Source organism: Paenibacillus sp. N119s, from assembly GCF_059447605.1.
This window is the reverse complement of sequence record NZ_JCAJRU010000043.1, coordinates 1-25,260: the sequence shown is the minus strand read 5'-3', so window position 1 is coordinate 25,260 and position 25,260 is coordinate 1. Positions and strand designations below refer to the sequence as shown.

Annotated in this window: 26 protein-coding genes and 1 pseudogene; 8 read left to right on the top strand and 19 right to left on the bottom strand. The window is 44.4% G+C overall.

Translation table 11 applies throughout. The features are described 5' to 3' along the window. The 6 genes from AC5V8P_RS07785 to AC5V8P_RS07760 form a co-directional block, all read right to left on the bottom strand. A partial coding sequence (locus tag AC5V8P_RS07785) for an ERF family protein (protein WP_495473596.1) occupies nt 1–612 on the bottom strand: 612 nt, incomplete at its 3' end. Nucleotides 613–654: 42 nt separating this feature from the next. Continuing rightward, nucleotides 655–873, bottom strand: a complete 219-nt coding sequence (locus tag AC5V8P_RS07780) for a hypothetical protein (RefSeq protein WP_064795295.1) — start codon at nt 871–873, stop codon at nt 655–657. Between the two features lie 301 nt (nt 874–1,174). Continuing rightward, nucleotides 1,175–1,330, bottom strand: a complete 156-nt coding sequence (locus AC5V8P_RS07775) for a hypothetical protein (protein WP_155762501.1) — start codon at nt 1,328–1,330, stop codon at nt 1,175–1,177. A gap of 26 nt (nt 1,331–1,356) precedes the next feature. Continuing rightward, a complete protein-coding gene (locus AC5V8P_RS07770; protein WP_231116691.1) occupies nt 1,357–2,088 on the bottom strand; it encodes an ORF6C domain-containing protein in 732 nt (243 codons plus the stop codon). A 42-nt stretch (nt 2,089–2,130) separates the two neighbouring features. Continuing rightward, nucleotides 2,131–2,277 (bottom strand): hypothetical protein, encoded by a 147-nt coding sequence (locus tag AC5V8P_RS07765; RefSeq protein WP_155762502.1) that lies wholly within the window; start codon nt 2,275–2,277, stop codon nt 2,131–2,133. Nucleotides 2,278–2,345: 68 nt separating this feature from the next. Next, nucleotides 2,346–2,555: a helix-turn-helix transcriptional regulator gene (locus AC5V8P_RS07760; protein ID WP_064795297.1), complete on the bottom strand. Its 210-nt coding sequence runs from the start codon at nt 2,553–2,555 to the stop codon at nt 2,346–2,348. A 159-nt stretch (nt 2,556–2,714) separates the two neighbouring features. Here AC5V8P_RS07760 and AC5V8P_RS07755 point away from each other — a divergent pair, with 159 nt between their 5' ends. The 3 genes and pseudogenes from AC5V8P_RS07755 to AC5V8P_RS07745 form a co-directional block, all read left to right on the top strand. After that, a complete protein-coding gene (locus tag AC5V8P_RS07755; protein ID WP_081276703.1) occupies nt 2,715–3,368 on the top strand; it encodes a LexA family protein in 654 nt (217 codons plus the stop codon). A gap of 12 nt (nt 3,369–3,380) precedes the next feature. Continuing rightward, the gene (locus AC5V8P_RS07750) at nt 3,381–4,805 is read left to right on the top strand and encodes a recombinase family protein (protein ID WP_231116692.1); all 1,425 of its coding nucleotides are present in this window, start codon (nt 3,381–3,383) and stop codon (nt 4,803–4,805) included. 6 nt (nt 4,806–4,811) lie between these two features. Continuing rightward, nucleotides 4,812–6,089, top strand: a pseudogene (locus tag AC5V8P_RS07745) (SpoVR family protein); the annotation flags it as partial. 71 nt (nt 6,090–6,160) lie between these two features. Here AC5V8P_RS07745 and AC5V8P_RS07740 read toward each other — a convergent pair. From AC5V8P_RS07740 to AC5V8P_RS07725, 4 genes are all read right to left on the bottom strand, one after another. After that, on the bottom strand, nt 6,161–7,342 hold the full coding sequence (locus AC5V8P_RS07740; protein ID WP_064795299.1) for a hypothetical protein: 1,182 nt from the start codon (nt 7,340–7,342) through the stop codon (nt 6,161–6,163). Nucleotides 7,343–7,467: 125 nt separating this feature from the next. Continuing rightward, a complete protein-coding gene (locus tag AC5V8P_RS07735) occupies nt 7,468–9,051 on the bottom strand; it encodes a sensor histidine kinase (protein ID WP_064795300.1) in 1,584 nt (527 codons plus the stop codon). After that, complete coding sequence (locus AC5V8P_RS07730) at nt 9,048–9,734, bottom strand: response regulator transcription factor (RefSeq protein WP_063209884.1); 687 nt, start codon at nt 9,732–9,734, stop codon at nt 9,048–9,050. Before AC5V8P_RS07730 ends, AC5V8P_RS07735 begins: the two co-directional genes overlap by 4 nt. 32 nt (nt 9,735–9,766) lie before the next feature. Next, a complete protein-coding gene (locus AC5V8P_RS07725; RefSeq protein ID WP_142611895.1) occupies nt 9,767–9,904 on the bottom strand; it encodes a helix-turn-helix domain-containing protein in 138 nt (45 codons plus the stop codon). A gap of 127 nt (nt 9,905–10,031) precedes the next feature. Here AC5V8P_RS07725 and AC5V8P_RS07720 point away from each other — a divergent pair, with 127 nt between their 5' ends. Both AC5V8P_RS07720 and AC5V8P_RS07715 read left to right on the top strand, forming a co-directional pair. Continuing rightward, a complete protein-coding gene (locus AC5V8P_RS07720; RefSeq protein ID WP_064795301.1) occupies nt 10,032–11,042 on the top strand; it encodes an aminoglycoside phosphotransferase family protein in 1,011 nt (336 codons plus the stop codon). A gap of 18 nt (nt 11,043–11,060) precedes the next feature. Next, complete coding sequence (locus AC5V8P_RS07715) at nt 11,061–11,957, top strand: aminoglycoside phosphotransferase family protein (protein ID WP_064795302.1); 897 nt, start codon at nt 11,061–11,063, stop codon at nt 11,955–11,957. A 65-nt stretch (nt 11,958–12,022) separates the two neighbouring features. On the opposite strand, the gene AC5V8P_RS07710 is transcribed toward AC5V8P_RS07715, so the two are convergent. Together AC5V8P_RS07710 and AC5V8P_RS07705 are read right to left on the bottom strand one after the other, a co-directional pair. Continuing rightward, nucleotides 12,023–13,045, bottom strand: coding sequence for a globin-coupled sensor protein (locus AC5V8P_RS07710; protein WP_064795303.1), 1,023 nt, complete (start codon nt 13,043–13,045; stop codon nt 12,023–12,025). Between the two features lie 256 nt (nt 13,046–13,301). Next, nucleotides 13,302–15,197 (bottom strand): PrkA family serine protein kinase, encoded by a 1,896-nt coding sequence (locus tag AC5V8P_RS07705; RefSeq protein WP_063209892.1) that lies wholly within the window; start codon nt 15,195–15,197, stop codon nt 13,302–13,304. A gap of 283 nt (nt 15,198–15,480) precedes the next feature. Here AC5V8P_RS07705 and AC5V8P_RS07700 point away from each other — a divergent pair, with 283 nt between their 5' ends. After that, on the top strand, nt 15,481–16,326 hold the full coding sequence (locus tag AC5V8P_RS07700; RefSeq protein WP_064795304.1) for a DUF2161 domain-containing phosphodiesterase: 846 nt from the start codon (nt 15,481–15,483) through the stop codon (nt 16,324–16,326). A gap of 6 nt (nt 16,327–16,332) precedes the next feature. On the opposite strand, the gene AC5V8P_RS07695 is transcribed toward AC5V8P_RS07700, so the two are convergent. Together AC5V8P_RS07695 and AC5V8P_RS07690 are read right to left on the bottom strand one after the other, a co-directional pair. After that, complete coding sequence (locus tag AC5V8P_RS07695; RefSeq protein WP_064795305.1) at nt 16,333–17,586, bottom strand: aminotransferase-like domain-containing protein; 1,254 nt, start codon at nt 17,584–17,586, stop codon at nt 16,333–16,335. Between the two features lie 49 nt (nt 17,587–17,635). Continuing rightward, nucleotides 17,636–18,292, bottom strand: coding sequence for a response regulator transcription factor (locus AC5V8P_RS07690; RefSeq protein WP_063209898.1), 657 nt, complete (start codon nt 18,290–18,292; stop codon nt 17,636–17,638). Between the two features lie 271 nt (nt 18,293–18,563). Here AC5V8P_RS07690 and AC5V8P_RS07685 point away from each other — a divergent pair, with 271 nt between their 5' ends. Together AC5V8P_RS07685 and AC5V8P_RS07680 are read left to right on the top strand one after the other, a co-directional pair. Then, nucleotides 18,564–18,971, top strand: coding sequence for a hypothetical protein (locus AC5V8P_RS07685; protein WP_063209899.1), 408 nt, complete (start codon nt 18,564–18,566; stop codon nt 18,969–18,971). Next, nucleotides 18,968–20,035: a phosphodiester glycosidase family protein gene (locus AC5V8P_RS07680; protein WP_064795306.1), complete on the top strand. Its 1,068-nt coding sequence runs from the start codon at nt 18,968–18,970 to the stop codon at nt 20,033–20,035. The genes AC5V8P_RS07685 and AC5V8P_RS07680 overlap by 4 nt, the downstream gene beginning before the upstream one ends. Before the next feature lie 100 nt (nt 20,036–20,135). Here AC5V8P_RS07680 and AC5V8P_RS07675 read toward each other — a convergent pair whose 3' ends face one another. From AC5V8P_RS07675 to aroF, 5 genes are all read right to left on the bottom strand, one after another. Beyond that, complete coding sequence (locus AC5V8P_RS07675) at nt 20,136–20,384, bottom strand: AbrB/MazE/SpoVT family DNA-binding domain-containing protein (RefSeq protein WP_014599574.1); 249 nt, start codon at nt 20,382–20,384, stop codon at nt 20,136–20,138. Between the two features lie 376 nt (nt 20,385–20,760). Beyond that, nucleotides 20,761–21,225, bottom strand: coding sequence for a tRNA (uridine(34)/cytosine(34)/5-carboxymethylaminomethyluridine(34)-2'-O)-methyltransferase TrmL (gene trmL / locus AC5V8P_RS07670; protein ID WP_064795307.1), 465 nt, complete (start codon nt 21,223–21,225; stop codon nt 20,761–20,763). Nucleotides 21,226–21,468: 243 nt separating this feature from the next. Then, nucleotides 21,469–22,560: a 3-phosphoserine/phosphohydroxythreonine transaminase gene (gene serC, locus AC5V8P_RS07665; RefSeq protein WP_081276704.1), complete on the bottom strand. Its 1,092-nt coding sequence runs from the start codon at nt 22,558–22,560 to the stop codon at nt 21,469–21,471. A gap of 268 nt (nt 22,561–22,828) precedes the next feature. Then, nucleotides 22,829–24,253 (bottom strand): type I glutamate--ammonia ligase, encoded by a 1,425-nt coding sequence (gene glnA, locus AC5V8P_RS07660; protein WP_063209902.1) that lies wholly within the window; start codon nt 24,251–24,253, stop codon nt 22,829–22,831. A 269-nt stretch (nt 24,254–24,522) separates the two neighbouring features. After that, a partial coding sequence (gene aroF / locus AC5V8P_RS07655; protein ID WP_495473595.1) for a 3-deoxy-7-phosphoheptulonate synthase occupies nt 24,523–25,260 on the bottom strand: 738 nt, incomplete at its 5' end.

The window sequence follows — 25,260 nt, the reverse complement described above, 5'->3', positions numbered from 1 at the left end:
TTCCTCCTCTGCTTTTTTCTCGTCTATCTTGGTCAAAAGGGCTTGCTCCATGTCTGAATAACTCCATCCTTTTTTTGTTTGCTGAACAACCCAATCATCAAAACCGTCAAGCTTGCCACCACTCAGCATCTTCCACTTAGCTCGTAAAGCGGCTGGCGGCTTCTTAGCTTCTTCCTCGCGCTTTCGCTGCTTGTCGTCCAGTTCAGCGCTACTCACCTTATCCGGGTCCTCACCTGTTGGGATAGCGAACGTACGTAAGAACAAATATTTATATGAATAGGTCATAGCTTTGCCCACGCCTTTATCTTGCGTGTCAGCCCCCGTACCAGAAGAAACGATAATTTCAAAATCTCCTGTATCAATGTCGATGATTTTGTATTTAACATCCACAGTTGACAGATTGCCTGCCTTTGTGTGGATTTGTTCAACTGGAATAACAATAAGGCCGTGTTTAATGAGACTGGCGCGTACCGTGGCGGTTACTTTCTCTTCGCTAATTGCTTTATATTTGGTATTGTTAAACTCTACCTTGTCGTCTTTGGAAAGGTACTCTACATCCCGCATGACGGCACTTATTTTTTGGAATAGACTAAGTTTGACTTCATCGGACATATTTACATCCTCCTAGAAATGTGATATTGTTTCCGTAAATTGTTATTTATAAGTGTTTGACTGGACTTCGGCTGCAACCGGAGTCTTTTTGCTTTCCATACCATTACGCACGTCATACAATGCCTCTAAAACATTTTGCAATTTACCATCCCGAAAGATTAGCAATGGTTCTACGATGTTATTGAGCGATTTACCACGGATTTCAGTTTCAGCTTGAAGTTCCTCCAGAACCCGGATAGCTTGTTCTAACGGCATTTTCACGTTTGGCCCCCTCCTTCTGCTCACGTCTAATTCGACGATATTCCTGATATGTTACATCGCTGCTGAATTTGAAAATCACAGTTCCGTTCGGATGCTCTATGGCTTGTCCACCTACTTGGGATAAAGCGCACAGATCCGCGTAACTACTACTGCCTTTGCACCTTACTTGCATATGCATCGTCTATCACCCTCACAAGCACCTGATTTTTACATTCAACTGCGTCCAACATGCATTCTTTGCAGTGTGGTTCCTCATGTTCGTATACCAGATACTTTGCCTCAGCTCCGCATCCGCAAGTAATCATGAGACACCCAATGCAACACGCAGATCTAAAATCTCTTTAAGCATCCAGCCAAAAGATGCCTGAGATACGTCGGGATGTACCCAACTTGGGTTATTCGCTAATGTATCGTACATATTTTCAAGTGCGTTTAAACGTTGTTGTGCGTCAAACATGATCAATCTCCTTTCTTAATAGGGAATTAAAATAACTTCTGACCATTCGTTTCTTCAATCTCGATCATTAGATTGTTAGGCGGCGTCCAACTGGCTACATACTTCAAGCCGCGCTCGCAGTCTTTCTTCAATGTGTTGTTATAAGAGTTAATGCCAAAGTATTCTTGGTAGTCGTTCCACAAAGCAGAGTATGCGCTAGAACGAATGCCGTTGTGCTTGTAAGCTGCTGATTTTCTGCCTCCAAGAAACCCAACCACCCTTGAACTTCCAGCTTTTTTAAGGGCTCGCTGTTGTCCATAGTCAATCGTTGTAGTGTTTTCGATCCTATCCATACGGCTTTCAATCTGTGGAAGCTTGTCCATTACATCAGCAGTCTGCCTCAAAGCAATTGCGATTGCTGCATTAGAATCAAGTACTGGTACAGGCGGATTAAGTAGCATTTCCTTCATCCGTTTAAACTCAGTAAGAAACTTCACCTTCATTTTCATTGCTTCCGGGGTTGTGTATGACATTGCCACAATCGCAAAAGCATCTTCTGTCATATCGAATTTGGGATACCATTGTCCGTTTTGCTCGTTCTTATACTGGGTACGCTCAAAGTTGAGCACACCCCATTCCTGTTCATCAGCTTCTGCCAACTTATGAAGTTGGATTTCAATGTCACGTAGAACATTTTTGTGTTCTTTTCCAAATTCGTGAGCAACAGTCAAACTGTCTGTTACGGCTCGTCCATTTTCAATGAATACTAATTGAGTCATACTGTTCCACCTTCCTGAGCTTGTCCTATAGAATGACTCCATTTAGGAGTCACTTGATTCAAATTCTTTTTCAGATAATTGCGGCTTGTTGTCTTTAAAAGTCCCGTTTTTTATAGCCCTCAACACCGCTTTGGCACATAGCTCGTGGATGAAGTCTTGAGTTTCTTGTGGGAACATATTTATGTGCATGTATCATCCCTCCCTATATCCATGTGTATGATTGCTGTAATAGTGGACAACCTTATTAAGACGATATTTCATTGTGTCTTTTTACGACACCTTACCTCAAAAAAATTTTCTAGCGGCGTTTTAGTTAGTTCACTTAAAAGCATAATTTCATCAACATAAAATTTTGCATGCCCATTTTCTTTGCGATTATATCCGGTCAGAGAAAGACCCAGTATATTCGCAACTTCTTTTTGCTTTAGACCTGCTTCCACTCTTGCTGCCTTTACAGAAATCAGCATACTGCCCACCTCCTTTGTGTCTTTTTTCGACACACCAAATATAACACTTGTTTCTTGATTGGGTCAACCATAAAAAGACACAAAAATAAATTTTTCTTGTATAACGTGTCTTTTTATGTATATAATAATTACAACATTAAGAGGAAGGCGGTTTTTTGATTGTCTAACAAAAATGAGTCAAAATTATTTTATTATGTAGTGGGTGATAACATAAAGAAATACAGAGATATCCGTAAATACAGCTTACAAACTTTAGGGGAAAAAGTAGGCGTTACAAAAAAAACTATCCAAAGATACGAAAATGGAGAAATAAAAATAGATATTGACCGTCTATCAGATATCGCTGAAGCATTAAATGTTGAGGTATCACAATTAATTGAAGGGGCCGAAGCGTTTTTGGGTGTCGATTTAAATGAGCTAGACATGATAAAAGTACCGATCGTAGGTTCTGTATCTTGTGGAAACGGAATAATTGCATACGAAAATATTGAAGGATATGAAGAAACACCAAGAGCATGGGTTAAAGGCGGAGAATTCTTCTATGTCAGAGCTGAAGGTGACAGCATGATAAATGCACGTATACATAATGGCGATTTGTTGCTCATAAGAAAACAAGAGGACGTTGAAGAAGGCGAAATCGCAGCAGTTCTCATTAATGAAAAGGTTTACTTGAAAAGAGTATTTAAAACTGACGGCATAATGGTACTTCAATCAGAAAATCCCGACAAGTATGGTCCCATTTTTAGGACAGAAGAAAATCAAGACACGATTAAAATACTGGGGAAATTAAAAAAAATTGTTATTGATATGTAAGGAGAGATTGCGTTGAAACACGCTGCTATTTACATAAGGGTTTCTACAGATGAGCAGGCTGAACAAGGATACTCAATTGATGCCCAAAAGGAAAAGCTAACTGCTTATTGTGTATCACAAGGGCTGGATCATTTTAAACTATATATAGACGACGGCTATACAGGAACAAATATGGAGAGACCGGCGTTTAGGCGGATGGTGCGACATATACAAGAAGGGAAAATAAGCGCTGTCATCGTAAGGAAATTGGATCGATTGAGTAGAAAGCAAAAAGATGTAATGACTATCATTGAGGATATATTCGAAAAAAACAATGTCTCTTTTACAAGCACGACTGAACTTTTTGACACTTCTACGCCATTCGGCAAAGCGATGATCGGCGTCTTGGCAGTGTTTGCCCAGCTAGACCGCGATATGATTGTAGAACGAACTACGATGGGAAGACGACAAAGGGTGAATACTGGAAGATGGTACGGTGGACGTGTCCCATTTGGTTACAAGTGGAACAAAGAACTTCAAGAATTAGAGATAGTTCCGGAGGAAGCTAGAATCGTTAAACGCATATTCCAAATGTACAGCGAAGGACACTCACGGCTAGAAATAGCAGAATGGGCAGCAAGCAGAACAAATGAAAGGATGATAGATCACAGCGTTATAAGGGATATGTTAGAGCGCGTTGTTTATATTGGGAAATTACGAAACGCTGGGCAAATAGTTGACGGTTTACAGGAGCCTATTATAAGTCAAAAACTATGGGACGCAGTTAGAGCCGAAGCGGTGAAACGAAAAGATGGTGCACTTCCGAAAGGGGACTTTCTGCTTACGGGAGTTATGAAATGTGGTGTTTGCGAAGGTAATATCGTACATGTAAAAAGATGTACAAAAGTAAAAGACAAAGAATATAATTACGAACTTTATGCCTGTAAAAAGCAGCATGTCAGAATTAAAGATCGGGTTGGCAAATGCAACTTAGGGTATTTCAGAAGAGAAAATATTGAACAGTTTGTTGTGGATCAAATTAAATTTTTAGCAACTTACCCTGAAAAGATAACTGAATTAATGAATGAAGAAAAAGAAATGCCTGACGATGAAATCAGCTATGAACAATTGCAGGCTGAACTAAAAAAGGTAAACACGAACCTAGAAAACCTTTATGATGCAATTGAATCAGGTGATTTAAAGGCATCTTCAGTAAGTGATAGAATCCGAAAACTAGAGGAAAAAAGAGAATTACTCGAAAATGACATTGATGAGTTAACAGACAATAAACTACCGACAGCCGACGAAAAGACAGTACGTGCAGTAATTTCGGATATCGGGAGTGCTTGGGACTATTTCACTGAGGAAGAACAAAAAACAGCGATAAGAAAGCTAATTAAACATGTTGTCTTAGAAAAAGATGGCCGACACCACATAGAGTGGATTTTTTCATTTTGATTATGTTTTGACAAAACATTTCACAAGATGAAAATGCAATACGATTTTGGATTGAGTAAAATTTATGAGTTGGTCATTAACTCCAATCCCTGCTACGCTTTCCTGCTAGATGGAAATTCTTTGGTGCAAAATAAACTGATTGTCGCCCATGTACTGGCACACTGCGATTTTTTCAAACATAACGCCCGCTTCTCGGCCTCCAACCGCAATATGGTAGAGAGTATGTCTGCCACCGCAGAACGGATCAGCAGCTATGAAATGGAGTACGGCTCAAAGGCCGTGGAATCCTTCATTGACTCTGTACTGGCGATACAAGAACATGTAGACCCACAGCTCATCAAACCAAGGCATCTGGATAAACAACGATACATGGAACTCAAAATCATGGAGCAAAAAGAACCCAAAAAACACCAGCATCCAACCGGACCTTACGATGATCTGTGGTCACTGGACACAGTAAAGCAGCATGATTCGGCTGAGACCGAGGGTATTAAGGTACGCCAGTTCCCACCAGAACCTGAAAAAGATATCGTCTGGTTTATTCAGGAATTCTCCGAAGTACTGGAGGATTGGCAGCGGGACATCATGACGATGCTGCGGGATGAAATGTTATATTTCTGGCCCCAAATGGAGACCAAAATCATGAATGAAGGCTGGGCCTCTTATTGGCATCAACGGATTGTCAGAGAACTGGATTTGACTGGGGATGAAACCGTTGAATTTGCCATGCTGAACGCTTCTGTTGTACAGCCTTCCAAGCAAAGCTTGAATCCGTATTATTTGGGACTGAAAATATTTGAAGATATTGAAAAGCGATGGGATAATCCGACCCGCGAGGAGCAAGAGCGCCAAGGACGTAAACCGGGCGAGGGCCGGGCTAAAATATTCGAGGTGCGAGAGTTTGATTCGGATACCTCTTTTATACGCAATTACATGACCAAGCAACTAACGGAGGATTTGGATCTGTACGTGTTTGAGAAACGGGGACCGGACTGGAAAATTACCGATAAATCCTGGGAAAACATACGGGATCAGCTTGTGTTTTCACGCGTAAATGGAGGCTCCCCTTACATCGTCGTTGAGGACGGAGACTATCTGCATACGGGTGAGTTAAAGCTTAAGCACCAGTATGAAGGCATTGAACTGGATTTAAAATATATGGAGCGCACGCTTCCATATGTATACCAACTATGGGGGCGAGCCGTTCATTTGGAAACGATGATTGAGGGGAAGCTCGCCTTATTTTCATATGATGGGAAAAAGCATCATCGCAAGTTTGTATAGTAATACGCAATCGAATAGTCAGCGTAATTAAAAAAAGGGGCATTCCGAAGAAAGAAATGCGCCTTTTTTTACTATTTTTCCTTAAATTCGACGATATAGCTCTGATTCAGTTGTTTTCCACCTTCCGAAATATTCTGGTACATGGATAAAAAACGGGCGGAAGGGCTCCATACCGTCGGGCTGTCATAGGATTGGATATCAGTCGTAACGGGAGTGGTTTTACCTGTGGACTGGTCAAATACATAGAGCCCTCTCATTCCTTGCTGATCCTCATCATAAATGGAAAAAGCAAGCTTGGTCCCGTCACTGGACCAGCTTCCACGACTCATTAAAGTCCCTTGACCAACGCTTCCTTTCTCTTTGCCTTGTTCGTCCAAAATGATCATACGGGCTGGTTCGGATGTATTCCATTTCCGCTTTTCAATGGCAATAGATTTACCATCAGGCGACACGGCAAAGGACATGACTCCCTCTGCAACAGTCACAACCTGAGGATGATTGAGAGTGAACCGATTCAGCACCGGATACCCTTGTTTATCATGGCCTGTATAAAATATGGCGTTACCCACTTTTTCGACATGAGCGATTAATTCTGAGAGATTCGGATCTTGAAAACTTAATTGTTCTGCTTTGCCGTCCAGACCAATCAGATGTATCTTACCGTCTGGTGTACCTGTAATGAGATGATTCTCATCACCCCAGCTTACCTCGTTAGTCATGTCCAGTTGGCCAACCGATGTAACCTTACCGCTGCTTAGCTCTAAAATATAGCCCTGAATATCATACTTGCTGCTGGCGCTGCCCTCCGTAAAAAAGACATGCCGCTGATCTGGTGATACCACAGCAAGTAACTGTAGAGTGTTACGACCTGGTGTTAAAACTCGCTCCTGGTTGGTCTTTACATCATGAATCCATAACTGATTTCGACGCTCTACAATCAACTCTTCATTACTCAGCCATGACCTCGCGTAGACATCCCCCAGCCTGTCAATGGACTGTACCACCAGCTCGTCCGATACTTGCTGCCGAGCTGCATCCATGTCAATTACAGTAAGCTTTTGCCCCGGTTTCATACCAGATGATGGATGGGTCTCTCCTGCGCTTTTAATGCTGCAGCCACTGAGCAACCCTACAGCGATCAAGCCAGTCATGAGCAACCCTGTGACTTTGTGTCTGAAAAAGCATGCATAGGGATGTTCGAGCCGGGGAAGGCCGTTCTTTTGTCCATAGCTGTCTAGTTTTTTCTTCATCATGTATAACGGCCTCCTTGTTATCGTTACCCCCAGCTTAATACCTGAACATCTCATGAATACATCGAATTGTTTCCAAGTTGTAAATAAGACACCATTCCCAGCCCTAAAGACGTAGAGCGACTTAATTACTCGAAGCCCTCGTGAACCAATAGGGGTAGCCTGAGCGAAAATTCATTGCCAATTGCACCTGAATGACCATTGCCCTTTTCCAACTCACTATCCTCCGAAGCTGTAAGCCGCAACTCTCCACCCATGCGCTCCGCCAGTCTGCGTGCCAGAGGCAAACCCAGTCCCGTGCCACTGTCCTGACGAGAACGATCATGGCTTAAGGTCGCAAACGGCTCAAAAATCATGTCCCATTTGTCCCGCGGAATCCATGGACCGGAATTGCGTACATACACGGTCACGGTGTCCTTTTCCACTCGATTGGATAACGTAACCCAGCCTTCGTCCCGATTGTATTTCACTGCATTATCCAGTAAATTCAGTACAATATGTATCAGATGCTTAGGGTCTCCACACACCTTAGCAGGAAGGGTATCCATCGAAAAATTCAGTCCACGTGCCGCAGCCTTCCCGCGGATTCGACTACCAGCGTCTTCGAGCAGCAAATGCAGGTCAACTTCCTCCGTATGTAATTCAAAATCGTATTTGTCCAGCACAGCTAGTCTTAGCGAATCCTCGACAAGCTCATACAACCGTTTGGTTTCCTTAGCGATACTTTCTCTCGCTTCCCGCAGCAATTCGGGATCATCCCCATACATATCCAGCAAATCAGCATAAGCCTGAATAGAGGTCAACGGAGTCTTCAGTTCGTGGCTGATATTGCCGATAAAAGCCTTTTGCTGCTGCTCCAGCTCTCTCAAACGCTGAACCACTTCTTCCAGGCGAAGCTTTTCATTTTCGAGCGCGGTAATACTTGTCCGGATCACATGACTCATCTGGAGCATCCCTTCATCTAACCTTCCCAGCTCGTCCTGCCGTCGCAGCAATCTGGCTTCTGGATAGTTCCCTGCCGAGATCTGCTCAGAAGCGCGAGTCAGTCGTCCGATGTCCCTCGTCTGGCGGCTGACATAAACTAAGCCCAGAATAAAGCTTAAGACCAGCACCGCCCCTCCTGTCCATAAAAACAAGCAGGCAATGGCCTGGTAAAACTGCTGCTGCGCTTCTGTTGAGCTATGAAGCTGCACCACTCCTAGCAGGCCGTCTGGACCTTGAAGCGGAGCCAGATAAGTAACTGAGCTACCTTCTGTAATATATGCAATTTTCCCTTGGAGCGCATAAGAAAGCGCCTGACTGACATCTGTTCTATAAGCCAGTGGTAGAGAATTCCCAACCTCATGCCCCTGGCTATCATATAAAATAACGCGCATATTACTGGATACGCCCAGTTCCACGGCAAGCTGAGGGGCTTGCTTTTTCATGAAGTCTTCGGGTAATTGGCGAGCTCCCAACAGGTAAGACTGTTTTACGCGCATTTCCACGATTTCCGCCTGACGCTTTAAGCCGCGTTCCATTTGGTCTGTCTGATTAGCACGAATACCAGTAAGCACGAGCCAGCTCAGCACACCGACTGTAAACAGCAGTAAAGCCGCCAGTACCAGCGGAAATTTCCAGCGTAGACTCAAGCCTGTACGCTTACGTTTGCGCTTCTGCGGGTTAGTAGACTGCAAGCTTCCTTCCGGATGGAGTGAATGATGTTCGTTCACGTCATTTTCTCCGCCTTATAGCCGATTCCATACACGGTCTGCAGCATCGATTGGTGCGGCTCCAGTTTTTTGCGCAAGCGCTGAATATGAATATCCACCGTCCGCGTCCCCCCCACATAATCGATGCCCCATATTTGTTCCAGCAGATCGTCCCGTGTATACACCCTCCCTGCATGGGACACCAGCAGAGCCAGCACATCAAACTCCTTGGGGGTCAGATCCAATGCTTTTGTTCCAAGTTCAGCTGTTCGGCTGGATGGACGCACTCGTAATGGACCTAGTATTACTTCCGTTCCTTCCGGCGCAGGCGCTCCTTCTCGTTCCAGCCTCCTTACTAATGCCTTAATACGTGCGAGCAGTTCTCTCAGGTCAAACGGCTTGCTCATAAAATCGTCTGCTCCCAGCTCCAGGCCGAGCACCTTATCGACGATATCGTTTTTAGCGGTTAGCAGTAAAATACCGATGCCTTTCCGATTTTCCAAACGACGGCACACCTCATATCCGCCCAGTTTGGGCATCATCACATCCAGTATAAGCACATCCGGGTGGAACATATGTACTTTTTCCAATGCGTCCTCTCCATCCACGGCAGTTTCCACCAAAAAACCTTCCCGCTTTAACGCATAGGCTAGCGCATTCCGAATACTCGCCTCATCGTCCGCTATCAGTATTCTTTTATCCATGTCCTTCCCTCCTGCCCCAAAAAAACGTTCAACTACTTATATTCCCACAAATAATAATGAATTAGACATGTATGGTATATAAACTGCTCACTTGAATCGTCAAGATCAAAATTCGTCATATCGTGTATTCGTTCCAGTCTGTATTTTACCGAATGTCTTACTGTCTGTATACGCTAAAATACTTCCGTATCGGCTGAGAATACCTACATAAAACTGCACCTATTATTTCCTCATGAATAGACTGATAACTAACAGAGGATTACCTTTTTCTTCAATTAAAAGTCAAGTGAGGTTCTTATGGCGAAATCCTATACCAAAGCACAAATTCGCAAAATCACCCGTCGTTTCGGCCTGATTCCCTTAAAATCAAGCTTAGTCTCATCTCTATATCGAAAAAATGCAGTCATCCAAGTGAAAACGAAAAAGGGGATTTATGCATTAAAGCCCTTTAGTCGTTCAAAGGTGGTATATTCAAATACGATTCAACAGATGGAACGAGTTGCGAGCTATATAAGGCTTTTGAAAAAGAGAAAGTATACCTACATGCCCACATGGCTCCCCACTCATTCCGGCAAGCTATGGACACTAGATCAAGGAACACCATTTTATGTAAGTCAGTGGATCAAAGGACGAGGACTGGAAACCGCTGACGATTACGAAAAACTGGGGCTGGCCCTCGCCACCCTTCATGCCACATCCACTGGCTTGCATTGGACGGAGAAAGGAACGCCCCCTCCAACCATTCAACAATTGCGGATATGGAAAAACCAAGACCGTCTTTTCCAAAAAAAAATGACAAAAGTCAGCCGCCAGGATAAAGAGTACCGCAACTGGTACAACACTCACGGCAAAGACTGTAACCGTTTATCCAGGCGGGCATGGAAGGATTTGCAGGACGCATCCATCATAAGACTGCTTCGAGTGGAACGTCGGCATCCCTCCTTGATTCACGGTGATATCACCATCCCGAATGTCATTATTTCTGATGACGGTCAGCTCAAAATCATTGATTGGGATCGGGTTAAGATTGGCTCAGTCTATGCTGATTTGGCAAAGGCTCTTATGAATACGACCCAATTCAATCCTGAATTTGTGCAATCCTTGTTGAAAGGATACCAAAAACGTAAACCACTAAGCCGTACTGAACGGAAGATTGTTACAGCTTTATATAAATTGCCACGAGAAGCCTGGCATGCTTCCCGGCATCCAAATCGTTCAAGAGACCGCGAAATCCTGGACAACTGGGATCAGTCGTGGCCTCTTCGATTACAAATCATCCATATTTTGCAGGAATGGACCCGTCCATAAAAGAAAGTGAGGGGCAAAATGTCGATTTTATCAAGCGTTGAGCAGATGTATGGAATTAAAATTCAGCGTAGCCGCCAAATAAAGGACATTCACAAGATTGAAACCGCTAATACAACCTACTGCTTAAAACCTTATAAATTCCCGGAAGAAGAGATTCGCTTTATTACACGTGTCTTGTCCTACCTGGATGAGCGCGGGTTTACACGTAGCCAAAAGGTCTATCCAACCGTACAGCAAACTGCCTATATGACCCATGAAGGTATATCGTATACATTAACCAATTGGGTTCATGGACCCAGACCGGAATTTACAAAAAGAATAGACTTCAAAAAGGGCATTGCTACTTTAGCCAAATTCCACACTCATGCCGCAGGCTTTCCTGCCACGGAAACACCGCCTTCCAGAATCCGTTATGAAGGCTTGAGTGATGAAGTAGCTGGATATAAAAAACGCCTCAGCCTTTACAAAGGCACAGCCCATCTCGTAGCTCTTTGTGAAGAAGTATTAGATCGTCTACAGCAGTCCAAAGTTCGAGAAGCAATCCAGCAGGAACAAAAAGCGACTGCATTTATACACGGTGACTATAACTATCCCAATCTGATCAAAGACAGGCAGTTCAAAATCTATTTGATCGACTTTGAAAATTGTTCCCTACATGTAAGGATGAAAGATCTCTCTCATCTTCTTCATCGGAATTGTCTTTGGAATGCGACAAAGATGCTGCGCGCGATCGACTTCTATCAACGATACCGACCATTGAGCACCCAGGACTTGCGCCTGCTTCACGCATTGCTGATTTCTCCCTATCATGTCGTTCGCAACATCAGAATAGGTGGATTTCGTTCTGCGAAGCGTGTCATTCCGTCGTTTGTGCATTTGAACAAATACCGACGTGAACTTAGAGCGCTGCTATAATCAGTTGGGGGGGGGGGAACTAAGTAAAAAACAGACCGGGCGATGAGGTCTGTTTTTTGTGTATCTTATACCTTCATTATTTCTGAGGAATGCTGCAGCATCTCCAATTCCTTCACCATGGTTTCAATCAGCTTGGTGAAGGAAGCCAATTCTTCCGAGCTGGAGGCCTGTTGCCGGGCACTGGCTGTGGTGATAGCGGTTTCGGATTGCACACTGTCAAGCATACGGGCAATATCCAGCACCTTGCGCTGAATTTGCTCCTGTGCTTGCTTTGAATTAGATGCCAGCTTGCGCACTTCCTGTGCCACCACTTGAAAGCCACGTCCTGCTTCTTGCGCATGGGCTGCCTCAATCGCCGCATTCAATCCCAGCAGATGAGTCTGATCGGACAATTCTCGAATTGTACTGCTCATCTGTTCAATATGCTTAATTTCATCACTCAATTGCAGTACCAGTTCCTCTGTATGTTCCTGCGAAGAAGCAGTATTGCAGGCATTCTTCGCGATATTATCGGTATTTCCCCTAAGTTCAGCAATCATCCCCGTCAAATTTTGTGCAATTCGGGACACCACAGTCAGCATCTGCGTTTGTTCATCGGCGAGATCGCTGACTTGCTCTTTCTCCTTTTCCTGATAGGCTTCCAGCACAAGCTGGGAATCGAGATTGAACATTTTGGAAAGAGCGTACACAATAGAATACCAATCCTCTATCCCCGAACGCTTGAAAATGTCTACTGCAATATCAAGATAAGCAATGTACGTACCCAAATAATAATCGGAAGACAATCCAATCCGGGAATGTACCTGCCCCACAAAAAGGCGGTGTTCGATAAACGAATCATCTATTTTCCCATCTGCAAGAGAAAGCCAGTATTCACGTTGTGTTTGCTTGAGTCGCTCAATATTCGACCATTTAGAGATAATCGACATGAGATGGGGAACCTTTTTTACATGCTCATAAAAACGATCCACGACTTCATTCACAATCGATTGGAAAAGTCCCTGATAATGATGCAATAAAGCCAAATCATCATCAGTTATACCAATATATTGTATCTGTTTTAATCTACTCTCAGCGACATGAATCATAAGATCCTCCAAATCATAGTTTACATAGATTTTACATCACCATAATTATCGGCAACTTTTTAGAAAATGTTAAAAAACAGCGAATTGTTTGTAACTTTTTTCATAGTAATTTCAGTTAAAAAAGAATCCGACCGCACATGAAACATCCTGTGCTTGCCGGATTACTTATAGGAAACACGTTGATTAAATATCTCACTTCCTTCGTGTCACCATCCATTGCAATTCATCTTCATCATACTTTACATATTATTTCGCCTTACCGATTCAGGAGACTACCTACATATCTCAATAGGTCATTGGCGCTAGCTGCTGTATAGCCATGCTCCTCTATTAGTCGCTTAATCACCTCATTCATACGTTTGAGCTGATTAGCATCAGGCGTTTTGGTCGAAGTCGTAATCTTCACAATATCCTTCAAATCGGCGAACAGCTTCTTTTCAATGGCTTCTCGCAGCCGATCATGATGGTGATACTCAAACTTCCGCCCCTTGCGGGAATACGCAGAAATACGAATTAATATTTCTTCACGGAATGCCTTTTTCGCATTTTCCGACACCCCGATTTGCTCCTCAATAGAGCGCATAAGCCGCTCATCCGGGTCGAGCTCCTCATCGGTAAGCGGATCGCGGATTTTTACCCAATTGCAAAAAGCTTCGATGTTATCCAAATAGTTGTCAAACAGCGTCTTGGCTGATTCTTCGAAGGAGTACACAAAAGCCTTTTGTACTTCTTTTTTCGCCAGCTCATCATATTCCTTACGAGCCACGGAAATGAAATTCAGATAACGCTCCCGCTCTTCCTTGGTGATGGAGGCGTGTTGGTCTAGGCCATCCTTAATGGCGCGTAAAATATCCAGAGCATTGATGGACTCCACATTTTGCTTAATCAGTGCACTAGAAATACGATTAATGACGTATCTTGGATCAACGCCGGACATGCCTTCCTCCAGAAACTCATTTTGCATCTCCTTCAGATCGGCTTCCTTATAGCCTTCGACCTCCTCGCCGTCATACATGCGCATCTTTTTAACTAAATCCATCCCCTGCTTCTTGGTTTCTTTCAGTCGGGTGAGCACAGAAAAAATGGCAGCCGTTCGCAGCGCATGAGGAGCGATGTGAATATGCCGCATGTCACTCTGCCCAATGAGCTTGGCATAAATCTTTTCTTCCTCGGATACTTTTAAATTATAGGGAATTGGCATTACAATCATCCGTGACTGCAACGCCTCATTCTTTTTATTGGCAATAAAGCTTTTATATTCCGACTCATTCGTATGAGCTACGATCAATTCATCAGCACTGATGAGCGCAAACCGCCCGGCCTTGAAATTTCCCTCCTGGGTCAGAGACAATAAATTCCACAAAAATTTCTCATCGCATTTCAGCATTTCCTGAAATTCCATCAGTCCGCGATTCGCTTTATTCAGCTCTCCATCAAATCGATAGGCGCGCGGATCAGACTCTGAACCATACTCGGTAATAGTGGAAAAGTCGATACTGCCTGTCAAATCAGCAATATCCTGTGATTTCGGATCAGAAGGACTGAACGTGCCTATGCCGATCCGGTTTTCTTCTGATATAAATACCCGCTCCACACGCACCTTTTCGATATCGCCATCAAATTCTGTACGCAGCTTCATCTGGCAGGATGGGCACAGATTACCTTCAATGCGCACACCTAGCTCCTTTTCGAAGTCGGGGCGCAGCTCATGCGGAATAAGATGAAGGGGATCTTCATGCATAGGGCAGCCCTCTATGGCATACACGGCTCCCTGATCCGTTCTTGAAAACTTCTCCAGACCACGCTTTAGCAAAGTGACCAGTGTCGATTTCCCTCCGCTAACAGGTCCCATCAAAAGAAGGATGCGCTTGCGGACATCGAGCCGCCTGGCTGAGGAGTGAAAGTATTCCTCCACCAGCTTCTCTAGTGCACGATCCAGCCCAAATATCTCCTGCTCAAAAAATTTATATCGCTTATGTCCTCCAACCTCTTCTACACCAAAAGATTCAATCATTTTGTAAACCCGTGCATGAGCGGTCATCGCCGGTGTCGGGTCTTTCTTGAGTATCTCGATATACTCTCTAAAAGTGCCGTTCCAGGCCAAGCGGTTGTTCTCCGCTCGGTACTCCGCAAGGCGGTCAAAAATATTCATGCTCGGTTCCTCCCATGACTGCGTAATGACTATCCTCCACTCTTGATGATTATGGCTACACTCGTCACGCCTTTCAGGATATGATGCGATCCTCTTAAAAAAAGTGTAATACATACCTATGCAGATTGATTTCAGAATTGACCTATTTTTTGTGACAGGTCTCTAGGCTTTTTCCAAAAAACAAAGGGATTCACTGTGCTAAAATAGACAACAACGATGCGGATCTGAAGCGTTATGGTACAATAAAAGCTCGGAATAATGGGATAAAGGAGCGAGAGAGTCCATGGCAGTTCGGCATGAGACGGAGCTGTACGCTCCGGTCAAAACCTTTTTTGAAAACTTGGGATATGAAGTCAAGGGAGAAGTACGCAACTGCGACTTGGTGGGGATTAAGCCAGGACAGGAAACACCACTGATTGTGGAGATAAAAAAGACGTTTAACCTGGCGCTGGTGCTGCAAGGTATGCAACGCTTGAAGCTAAGCAGTAATGTATATGTAGCCGTAGAACGGAATCGTGCCAAAAAAGGAGCGGTGAATCAACGCTGGAATGAGCTGGTCGGACTGTGCCGTCAACTGGGGCTTGGCTTGCTCACCGTCACGCATTTTAAAACAAAGCCTCCGCTCGTTGAGGTACTGTGTAAGCCCATGGGACCTAGCGATAATGTTCACAAAACGACTGCCGTCCGCCGCGGCTCGCGCAAGGAAAAGCTGCTGCGGGAATTTCACGCACGCAGCGGTGACCACAATGTCGGCGGGAGCACCCGGCGCAAGCTGGTCACCGCCTACCGGGAAAAAGCGCTGCGCGTAGCCGCTGCTTTGCAGGGTTTGGGAGAAGCCGCCCCGGCGCAGCTTGCCCGTACAGCAGCCGTCAGCGGAGCTGCTGCCGTGCTCCAGCGCAATTACTATGGCTGGTTTGAACGTGTAGCCCGCGGTCGTTATCGGCTGACTCCGTTTGGTAAAGCCGCTCTAAGCGAGTATGCGGAGGTGCTCCAGCAGCAGGGAATTGAAACGGCCGCTGGAATGGCGGCAGAGTTTAACGAGGGTGGTGAACAGCTGCACATTGCGGAAGCATTCGGCGATTATTCCACCAATATTGTGGAGGCCGAGGATGACTCACCCCGGTGGTGACTTTTGCTAGCTTCGCGCAGTAAATTCACCGATCGTCTCACCGATCAAATTCATGCCCATAAGCAGTTGTTCTCGGCCCGGGTGACTAAAATTAAGACGAATATGGGACGCACCTTCATCGCCAACTGCACACAACGCCCCTGGCATAAAGGCTACACCCTTGGGTAGCGCTGCTTTGAGCAGCAAGGCGCTATCCAGCCCTGCGGGCAACTTCACCCACACATACATCCCACCGGATGGGATATGATACGTCACATCTTTCCAAAACGGGCGCTTAAGCAACTCAAGGAGTAATTGGAGTCGAGTTGAGTATTCCTTGTTCAACATCGCCAAGTGCTCGTGCCATTGAAAACGCGAATTGGCCAGCAGTTGGAATAGCAGTCGTTGGTTCATCGTACTGGATTGCACGTCAGCCAGTTGCTTCAAGGCGTACATCCCTTCAATCAGCGGCGCAGGACCAGCTGCCCAGCCAGTTCGCAGCGCAGGGGCAACTGTTTTATTAAATGAACCGATATATAACACTTGACCGCCCTGACCCGCATGATCCAGTGCGAATAGTGAGGGGTAGGCCTCTGCAAACTTTCGGCTCTGGGCATGCGGACTTTTATCATGTGTTTCGTGTTTTTGCTTAAAATGCAACTCGCCGTAAGAATCTTCCTCAACGACCAACACCTCATGACGCCTGCACAGGTCCAAAATTTCCTGCCGTCTAGCCGCGCTCCATAAGGAGCCTGTTGGATTCGTAAACGTTGGCGTAGCAAAAAAAAGCTTGGGGTGATAACGGATCATTAAAGCTTCAAGCTTGTCGGGAATAACGCCCTCCCCATCTGATTCTACAGGAACGATCTGCGCCCCTTGCATCGATAGCACCTGCAGACATCCAGGGGATGTCGGGTTCTCGACCAATACCGGATCACGCTCATCCACCATCAGCCTTACAATCAAGTCTATGGCCTGCTGACTGCCTGTGGTGAGAAGGATTTGACCTGGTGGTACTCTTACTCCTTTACGCTGTTCCCACTCTCCTGCAAGCCATGCCCGCAACGGAAAATAGCCCTCCGGTTCACCATACTGGAGGGCGTCAGGGCCGGAGCCAAAAACGTCATGAGCCGCTTCTTCCAACAGTTTCACCGGAAACAGCTCTTGTGCAGGCAACTCTTCAGCCAAAGATATAAAGGAATGTCTTCTCGCATTTTCCCGGATATGACGCACTGGAGAAGCCAACATCGCAGCCGTTCGTGAAGCAAAGGAATATTGCATGAACATCCTCCTTCTCCTGAAAAATAGTCATGTTCTCCGGGCTGACGCGTCAAGCATATAGCTGCTTCGTCTGACGCGCATATAAGGCATAACGTTCAATCGCCTGCGCCCGGCTGGACACACCTAGTTTTGCATATATTTTACGTAGATAATTATCAATGGAGCGCCGGCTAACTTCAATCTCGATCGCAATTTTGTCATATGTAATTCCTTGTACAATACGTTCCATAATAAAAACTTCAGTTTGCGTCAGTTCGTCAAAAGGCTCAGCAGCCATTAACGGCATAAATGGCCAATTTCCACAACGAATCCAATCCATTGGTAAAGAAGCAAATCCTTCGCGCAAACCGTTGATCAGGTGAATTAACTGACTCGGTGACGCCTGCTTGGATAGCATTCCATTGGCCCCAAGTGAAATTAACTGCTGAAACAACGTAATATTGTCCTCATCCGTCATAATAACAATATGGCTGTCCGGAGACAAGACCCGCATTTGTGTCAAAAACGGTTCCGCCGTTCCCTCAGGCAACCTATAGTCCATTAAAATAATTTCCGGCCGAATGGAGCAAACCAGCTCCAGGCCTTCTGTGCCGGAGGAAGACATCCCTCTGACAAGTAAATCCTGCTGGTCTTCCAAAATAAGCTTTGTTCCCAGCATACTTGTAGGATGGATATCTATGATGACCACCTGCCATACTTTTCTCATATCTAAACCTCCTGATTTGACAAAAAAATACATAGTTAGCGAAATTAATCGAAAAATTAGAGCTTGCTTATGTAGAATTGCGTAAATGTGAACGTATAGGAAGCGAAAACGATTTAAGGAAATTGTATCCTAGGACTTCCTTCCGATGCAATCTCTTTTTCCAATATTTTTATATAGCTATTTCGCTTTTGCGAAATAAATAGGCCCATGATAGAATTGGAACTGCCAATAAAGACTGAAATTTTGAATTTATACGGGAGTTGAAAATCGCATGCAAGCTTCACCTGAACGTCCTCCTGCCGAAGCCCGGCGGAGCAATTCAAAAAAGGGGTTGCCCGTAAAGACTTTTCTGCTATTTTGGTTCATTCTTATTATACTAGGTGCTCTCGCAACCTATCTGTATAGCAATCACTTGAAGCAGCAAATGCTAAACGAAATGCAAACCCATACAGACCAACAGATTCAGGCACTTAAATCCGACTACGAAAAGCAACTTACAGCACTTTCCAAGGAGGTTAGCGGGTTACAGGGTAAAGTTCAGTCCTTCAACGAGCTACTGACCTTTACAAAGGATAATGCTAATAACAAGACCGATAATAGCAATAAGCTGTATACCCAATTAAACGAAGTCAAGCAGCAGCTCAATACACTTCAGAAAAAAATGGACTTGCTAAAATGAATATAGACGCAAAGCAAGTCAACCGGTTCTTTATGTTGGCCCTTGCTCCTTTTATCGGTTTGTTAGGGTGTATTTTGTTAGTGCATCCCCCATTGCGCTTTCCTGAATCAACATCTCCGAGTCTGCAAAAAGCTGAAATCACTTTACAAACGCAATCAGTAGGAACCCAGCTTGATGAGGCCAAGGAAACAGCAGCGTACACCTTATCTACGATTCGCCGGACGTCTGAGCTCTACAAACAAACGACCCAAACGATGAATCAGCTTGTTGCGACTGCCTCTACGCAGTCCAAACGCCCCGAGGTCATCTACAACCGGCGTATCACCGCCAAACTGGGGATTCCTTATGAGCGGGTAGATAGCAACCGGATTACCATTGAGCTGTTTAAGGTAAACCCGGGAATTTATCATGGATACGCAATGAAAATCAAACTTAAAGATCCTACAGCAATGAAAATGTCTTTGGGAAATGACAAATTGGGTGGCTCAGAAACGACCCTGCGTGCAGTGCTGAGACACGGAGCTGTTGCAGGCATCAACGCAGGCGGATTTGCAGATGGAGACGGAAAACGCTATCCATTAAGCACCACTGTCTTGAACGGCCGTTACCTTACCGGCTTTCAGTCAAGCTTCAAGGATTTGTCATTCGTCGGATTGAGTAACGATGGTAAGCTTATTGGGGGCAAATTTTACAACCAAGATATTCTTGACAGCTTAAAACCTGCCTTTGGAGCCACCTTTGTCCCCGTTCTGTTACAAAAAGGCCAAAAAGTGCCTGTTCCTGACAAATGGAAAGTCTCTCCCAAGCGGGCTCCACGCACAGTCATTGGCAACTATAAAGATGATCAGCTGCTTATTATTGTCGTAGACGGCTACAATGAAAGCGGGGGTTCAGGTGCAACGCTCGAAGAACTCCAAGGGAAGATGTACAATCTGGGTGTTCAAGATGCTTATAATTTGGACGGCGGTGGTTCATCATCCCTTATACTAAACGGTCGAATCGTAAATAAACCATCAGATGGTAATTTGCGTCCAGTCCCTACTCATTTTTTATTCTATAAATAGTTATGTGTAGTTTACTATCAAAATAAATATATGCTGTTCAGCATAACTCTATCCGAAAAAAAGCATCACGAACGAATGTCGTGATGCTTTTTCACCTCATTTAGGAGGAGTACTGTGTCATTTCTGTCAGACATTGAGCACAAATATAACGTTCTTTAAAATCGTTTACTTGTTCAATTGAGCCGCAGAATACACATTTTGGACGATAACGTTCCAAAATAATATGGTCGCCTTGAACCAAAATTTCGACAGGATCTCCCTCATTCATTTGATATCTTTTACGCAGTGACTTAGGCAGAACTATTCTCCCCAACTGATCGACTTTACGTACCACACCGGCAGGTTTCATCGTGATCGTACACCTCTCCTATTAAGTAATAACTTACAATTTTCTTCCCAGGCGAAAAACTAGGTACAAAGACACTATTCTTTATGTAGTATTCGCTGTCTTTTTGTCGAATCCTGCTGATCGCAGGAAATTTTATTACATTTTTTCATAAAATCATGAACCATAACAAAGTATGGTACAGAATGTCTATAATATTTTTATCGACCGGAAAGCCAATTATCATTAGCTTTCAATGAGAAATTCCGCAAATTTATGACCCTATATCCTTTATATAAGCTCTACTGTCATGTACTTTCGAGCAATAATAGTGCAACTTTTATTAGCAACTAAGGTCCTGGTTCTTTATTCGCATTTATACTTAAACAATTGATGTTCGTTACGATAAACCTGGAAAATCCAATTGTCTCAGTGCTTCATATACGATAATCGCAGCGGAATTCGACAAGTTTAGAGATCTTACTTTATCTGACATCGGCATCTTGATGCATGTATCAGGATTAGCAGCTAGCAGCTCAGGAGGCAAACCTTTCGTTTCTTTACCAAATACCAAAAAGTCTCCATTCTGAAATTCAATATCACTATAGTGCTGTTTTGCTTTTGTCGTCGCATAAAAAAAGCGACCGTCTTGATATTTTTCTTGTACTTCAGCAAAAGACTCGTGATACTCAATGTGAACAGCATACCAATAATCAAGCCCCGCCCGTTTTAACGTGGCATCATCTGTTCGGAAGCCCAGTGGCTTAACCAGATGCAGATGCGTTCCGGTTGCCGCACAAGTTCTGGCGATATTACCTGTGTTAGCTGGGATTTCCGGCTCGACAAGCACAATATGTAATGGCATCAGTTTTCGTTCCTTTCATCATTAAATTCATCAGACAAACAGCATAAAATCTAACCAAAAAGTGTACATGAAAACATACACTTTCTTCATTTTAACAAAATCAGAGGAATATAGACATCAACTGACAAAAAAATATCAATATCCCTACACCACTAAAAGCCTTCCCCTATACACATTCAGGGAAGGCTCTTCTTTAACTTTTTCGATTTTAAATATCGTGTATCGAAATATATATCTCTATAATCAACTGTTACGTTGCTTAAATCCATCCATAAACTCGGCTAATGCTTGACAGTTCTCCAGTGGAACCGCATTGTAAATCGAGGCGCGAAGCCCTCCTACACTGCGATGCCCCTTCAAGCCGATGAAACCCGCTTGTTCGGATTCTTTAATAAATTGTTTTTCCAGATCCTCATTCGCAAGGCGGAAGGTTACGTTCATAATAGAACGATCAGTGCTGTCCACACAACCACGATAGAAGCCTTCGCTTCTGTCAATACGATCGTATAGCAAAGCAGCTTTCTGCTGATTCACACGCTCGATGCCTTCCAAACCGCCTTCCTCCTGGATCCATTTCAGCACTTCATTCACCATGTATATGGCAAAGGATGGGGGCGTATTGTAGAGAGAGTTATTCTTTTCATAAGTACTGTAACGCAGCATCGTAGGAATATGAGCTGGTGAGGAAGCCAGCAGTTCTTCACGGGCAACCACAACCGTTACACCAGAAGGTCCCAGATTTTTTTGCGCGCCAGCATAAATCAATCCAAATTGAGTAACATCAAATGGCTTGCAAAAAATATCACTGGACATGTCCACAATCAGCGGTACGGAACCCGTATCCGGGAATTGCTTAAATTGTGTACCTTCGATCGTCTCGTTGGACGTCATATGCACATATGCAGTATTCTCAGGCAAGTCCAATGCATCCACATTCGGAAGACGCATATATTTCGCATCAGCGGAGGAAGCAGCAATGTGAGCCTTGCCTAATAGCTTAGCTTCTTTATATGCCTTGTCCGACCAGCTGCCTGTCATAACATAGCTTCCGATCTGCCCTTCACTCAAGAAATTTAAAGGCAGCATGGCAAATTGCGTGCTTGCACCCCCTTGCAGGAACAACACCTTGTAGCCTTGTGGATTGCCCAGCAGAGATAGCAGACGTTCCTGCGCTTCATTATGGACAGATTCATACACGGCTCCACGGTGAGACATTTCCATGATGGACATCCCTGTTCCCTGGAAATCTACGAATTCAGCTTGTACACGTTCCAGTACTTTGAGCGGCAATGCCGCCGGTCCTGCATTAAAATTGTAGGCTCTCTTACTCAACAATTTCCCATCCCTTCTCTACTCTGGTGTGGATATTATCGCTATGATAGCAGTATTCATAAATGCGTTCAAGACTTGTATAAAAATGTTTCTGAATTCCTTTATGATGTGACAAAGCTGTGAATGTTAATATATTTAACATCTTTATTTTGTAATATTTATCATAATGGTAAAAGGTCTCCGGTATAAGACCGGAGACCTATCTTGAACAACAACTATTCCCCGCAGGCTAATGAGTGTTATTCAAATCAGCTATGCTATCCATGTAATATTAGCAGTCAAAATACAAGCTGTATTCATGTGGATGAACACGGATGTTCACCGATTTCGCTTCAGAACGTTTGAACTCTACATAGTTATCAATAAAGTCCTTCGTAAATACGCCGCCTTCAGTCAGGAATTCGTAATCGGCTTCCAGTGCATCCAGAGCTTCATCCAGTGAACCAGGTACACTGCGGATTTTGCCTTTTTCAGCATCAGACAGCTCATAGATGTTGGTGTCGAGTGGACCATAGCCCAGTTCGACTGGGTTCAGTTTGCGCTTGATGCCATCCAGACCTGCCATCAGCATTGCTGAGAAAGCAAGGTAAGGGTTAGCTGTGGAGTCCGGTGTACGGAACTCGATCCGACAGCCTTTAGGAGTAACAGCCGCTACTGGAATACGTACAGCCGCAGAACGGTTACCTTTGGAGAACACCAGGTTAACTGGCGCTTCGTAGCCAGGAACGAGACGTTTGAACGAGTTGGTGCTTGGGTTTGTCAAAGCGATCAGCGCAGGTGCATGGTACAGAATACCGCCAATGTAGTGAAGAGCCATTTCGCTCAGATTAGCATAGCCACCTTTTTCGTAGAACAAAGGAGTGTCGCCATCGAAAATAGATTGGTGAACGTGCATACCGCTTCCGTTGTCCCCGAAAATCGGTTTCGGCATGAATGTTGCCACTTTACCATATTGACGAGCCGTGTTGTGTACAATGTATTTATAAACGAGCAGGTTGTCTGCTGTTTTCTTGAGTGTATCAAAACGGAAGTTGATTTCCGCTTGGCCTGCCGTAGCCACCTCATGGTGATGGCGCTCAATTCTCAGACCAGCTTCTTCAAGCAAACGGCACATTTCACTACGAATGTCTTGTTGGGTGTCTACTGGTGCTACAGGTACATAGCCGCCCTTCACGCCCACTTTAAAGGCCAAGTTGCCGCCTTCTTCCTTACGGTTCGTGTTCCAAGCTGCTTCCTCGGAATCTACGAAGAAGGAGGAGCTGTTCATGCCGCTTTCGTAGCGAACATCATCAAAAATGAAAAATTCAGATTCAGGTGCAAAGAATGCCGCTGTACCCACTCCTGCAGATTGCAAAAATTCCTCAGCCTTTTTTGCAATGCCACGAGGATCGCGGTCATATTTTTCGCCGTCTGGCGTAGCAATGTCACACAGAATATTCAGCGTAGGATGCTGAGTGAAAGGGTCAATAAAAACCGCTTCCGGATCGGGCAGCATAACCATGTCGGATTCCTCGATGCCACGATAGCCGGGAATGGAAGAACCGTCGAAAGCAACACCGTTAACAAATGTTTCTTCATCTACTTCGGAAGCTGGCAATGAAATATGGTGAGCACGACCAGACAAATCTACAAAACGAAAATCTACCCACTCAATATTATTTTCCTGAATTGTTTTCAATACGTTTTCAACGGACATGTCTTCTTCCTCCCAATTTTTCCGAACATTAAGTCTTATACAACCCTGAAATGTTCATGATCGAATGTTTTTTCTGTCGTCATTATAAATCTCAAACATGACACGGGTCAATAGCTATGTAAGGTATTTTTTAAACTAATGTTAGATATGCTTACGCTCTTGATAACATTTGCACAACACAAAAAGCCCGAAACATCGGACTTTAGGTCATTTTACTCCTATTCACTGCGTTGCTGCAAAACTTTTATGCATTAGTGTAAATAATTAACTTAAGAAACGGCACTAGGGGTATGGAATGTTTTACCAATTGCGGGCGCCAACAATTCCAAATCTTTCAGTAAATCTGCAAATTGATCCGGGAATAGAGACTGTACGCCATCCCCTGTCATCGAGTTGTCAGGGTCAGTGTGCATTTCAATAATTAAACCATCCGCTCCGGCAGCTACAGAGGCCTTTGTCATAGGAACAACCAATTCACGTCTACCTGTACCGTGGCTAGGGTCGGAAATGACTGGCAAATGGCTCAACTGTTGCAACACAGGAATTGCGGACAAATCGAGCGTATTTCTAGTGTAGGTCTCGAAAGTACGGATACCACGCTCACATAACATAACATTCGGATTGCCACCTGCCAAGATGTACTCGGCAGCATTCAAGAATTCGTCATAAGTCGAGCTGAAACCGCGCTTGAGCAATACGGGTTTACCGCAGGTTCCCAGCTTGCGTAACAGATCGAAGTTTTGCATATTACGTGTACCTACTTGCAGAATATCAGCGTACTCCGCACAGATGTCTACATATTCAGGTGTCATGACCTCTGTGATGGTCAAAAGGTCATGCTTCTGGCCCGCCTCAGCCATCATGATTAAACCTTCAACACCCGTTCCTTGGAAGCTGTATGGCCCTGTACGCGGCTTAAAAGCACCTCCACGCAGAACTTGTGCACCTGCAGCTTTGACCAATCCGGCAATTTCATCGATCTGTGCAGCAGACTCAACAGCACATGG

Bases quoted from the DNA above. Each gene is read 5' to 3' on its own strand.
- AC5V8P_RS07775 (WP_155762501.1), bottom strand. From the start codon at position 1,330: ATGTTTGACGCACAACAACGTTTAAACGCACTTGAAAATATGTACGAT.
- AC5V8P_RS07770 (WP_231116691.1), bottom strand. From the start codon at position 2,088: ATGACTCAATTAGTATTCATTGAAAATGGACGAGCCGTAACAGACAGT.
- AC5V8P_RS07765 (WP_155762502.1), bottom strand. From the start codon at position 2,277: ATGCACATAAATATGTTCCCACAAGAAACTCAAGACTTCATCCACGAG.
- AC5V8P_RS07760 (WP_064795297.1), bottom strand. From the start codon at position 2,555: ATGCTGATTTCTGTAAAGGCAGCAAGAGTGGAAGCAGGTCTAAAGCAA.
- AC5V8P_RS07740 (WP_064795299.1), bottom strand. From the start codon at position 7,342: ATGATGAAGAAAAAACTAGACAGCTATGGACAAAAGAACGGCCTTCCC.
- AC5V8P_RS07730 (WP_063209884.1), bottom strand. From the start codon at position 9,734: ATGGATAAAAGAATACTGATAGCGGACGATGAGGCGAGTATTCGGAAT.
- AC5V8P_RS07720 (WP_064795301.1), top strand. From the start codon at position 10,032: ATGGCGAAATCCTATACCAAAGCACAAATTCGCAAAATCACCCGTCGT.
- AC5V8P_RS07715 (WP_064795302.1), top strand. From the start codon at position 11,061: ATGTCGATTTTATCAAGCGTTGAGCAGATGTATGGAATTAAAATTCAG.
- AC5V8P_RS07710 (WP_064795303.1), bottom strand. From the start codon at position 13,045: ATGATTCATGTCGCTGAGAGTAGATTAAAACAGATACAATATATTGGT.
- AC5V8P_RS07705 (WP_063209892.1), bottom strand. From the start codon at position 15,197: ATGAATATTTTTGACCGCCTTGCGGAGTACCGAGCGGAGAACAACCGC.
- AC5V8P_RS07700 (WP_064795304.1), top strand. From the start codon at position 15,481: ATGGCAGTTCGGCATGAGACGGAGCTGTACGCTCCGGTCAAAACCTTT.
- AC5V8P_RS07695 (WP_064795305.1), bottom strand. From the start codon at position 17,586: ATGCAATATTCCTTTGCTTCACGAACGGCTGCGATGTTGGCTTCTCCA.
- AC5V8P_RS07690 (WP_063209898.1), bottom strand. From the start codon at position 18,292: ATGAGAAAAGTATGGCAGGTGGTCATCATAGATATCCATCCTACAAGT.
- AC5V8P_RS07685 (WP_063209899.1), top strand. From the start codon at position 18,564: ATGCAAGCTTCACCTGAACGTCCTCCTGCCGAAGCCCGGCGGAGCAAT.
- AC5V8P_RS07680 (WP_064795306.1), top strand. From the start codon at position 18,968: ATGAATATAGACGCAAAGCAAGTCAACCGGTTCTTTATGTTGGCCCTT.
- AC5V8P_RS07675 (WP_014599574.1), bottom strand. From the start codon at position 20,384: ATGAAACCTGCCGGTGTGGTACGTAAAGTCGATCAGTTGGGGAGAATA.
- trmL (WP_064795307.1), bottom strand. From the start codon at position 21,225: ATGCCATTACATATTGTGCTTGTCGAGCCGGAAATCCCAGCTAACACA.
- glnA (WP_063209902.1), bottom strand. From the start codon at position 24,253: ATGTCCGTTGAAAACGTATTGAAAACAATTCAGGAAAATAATATTGAG.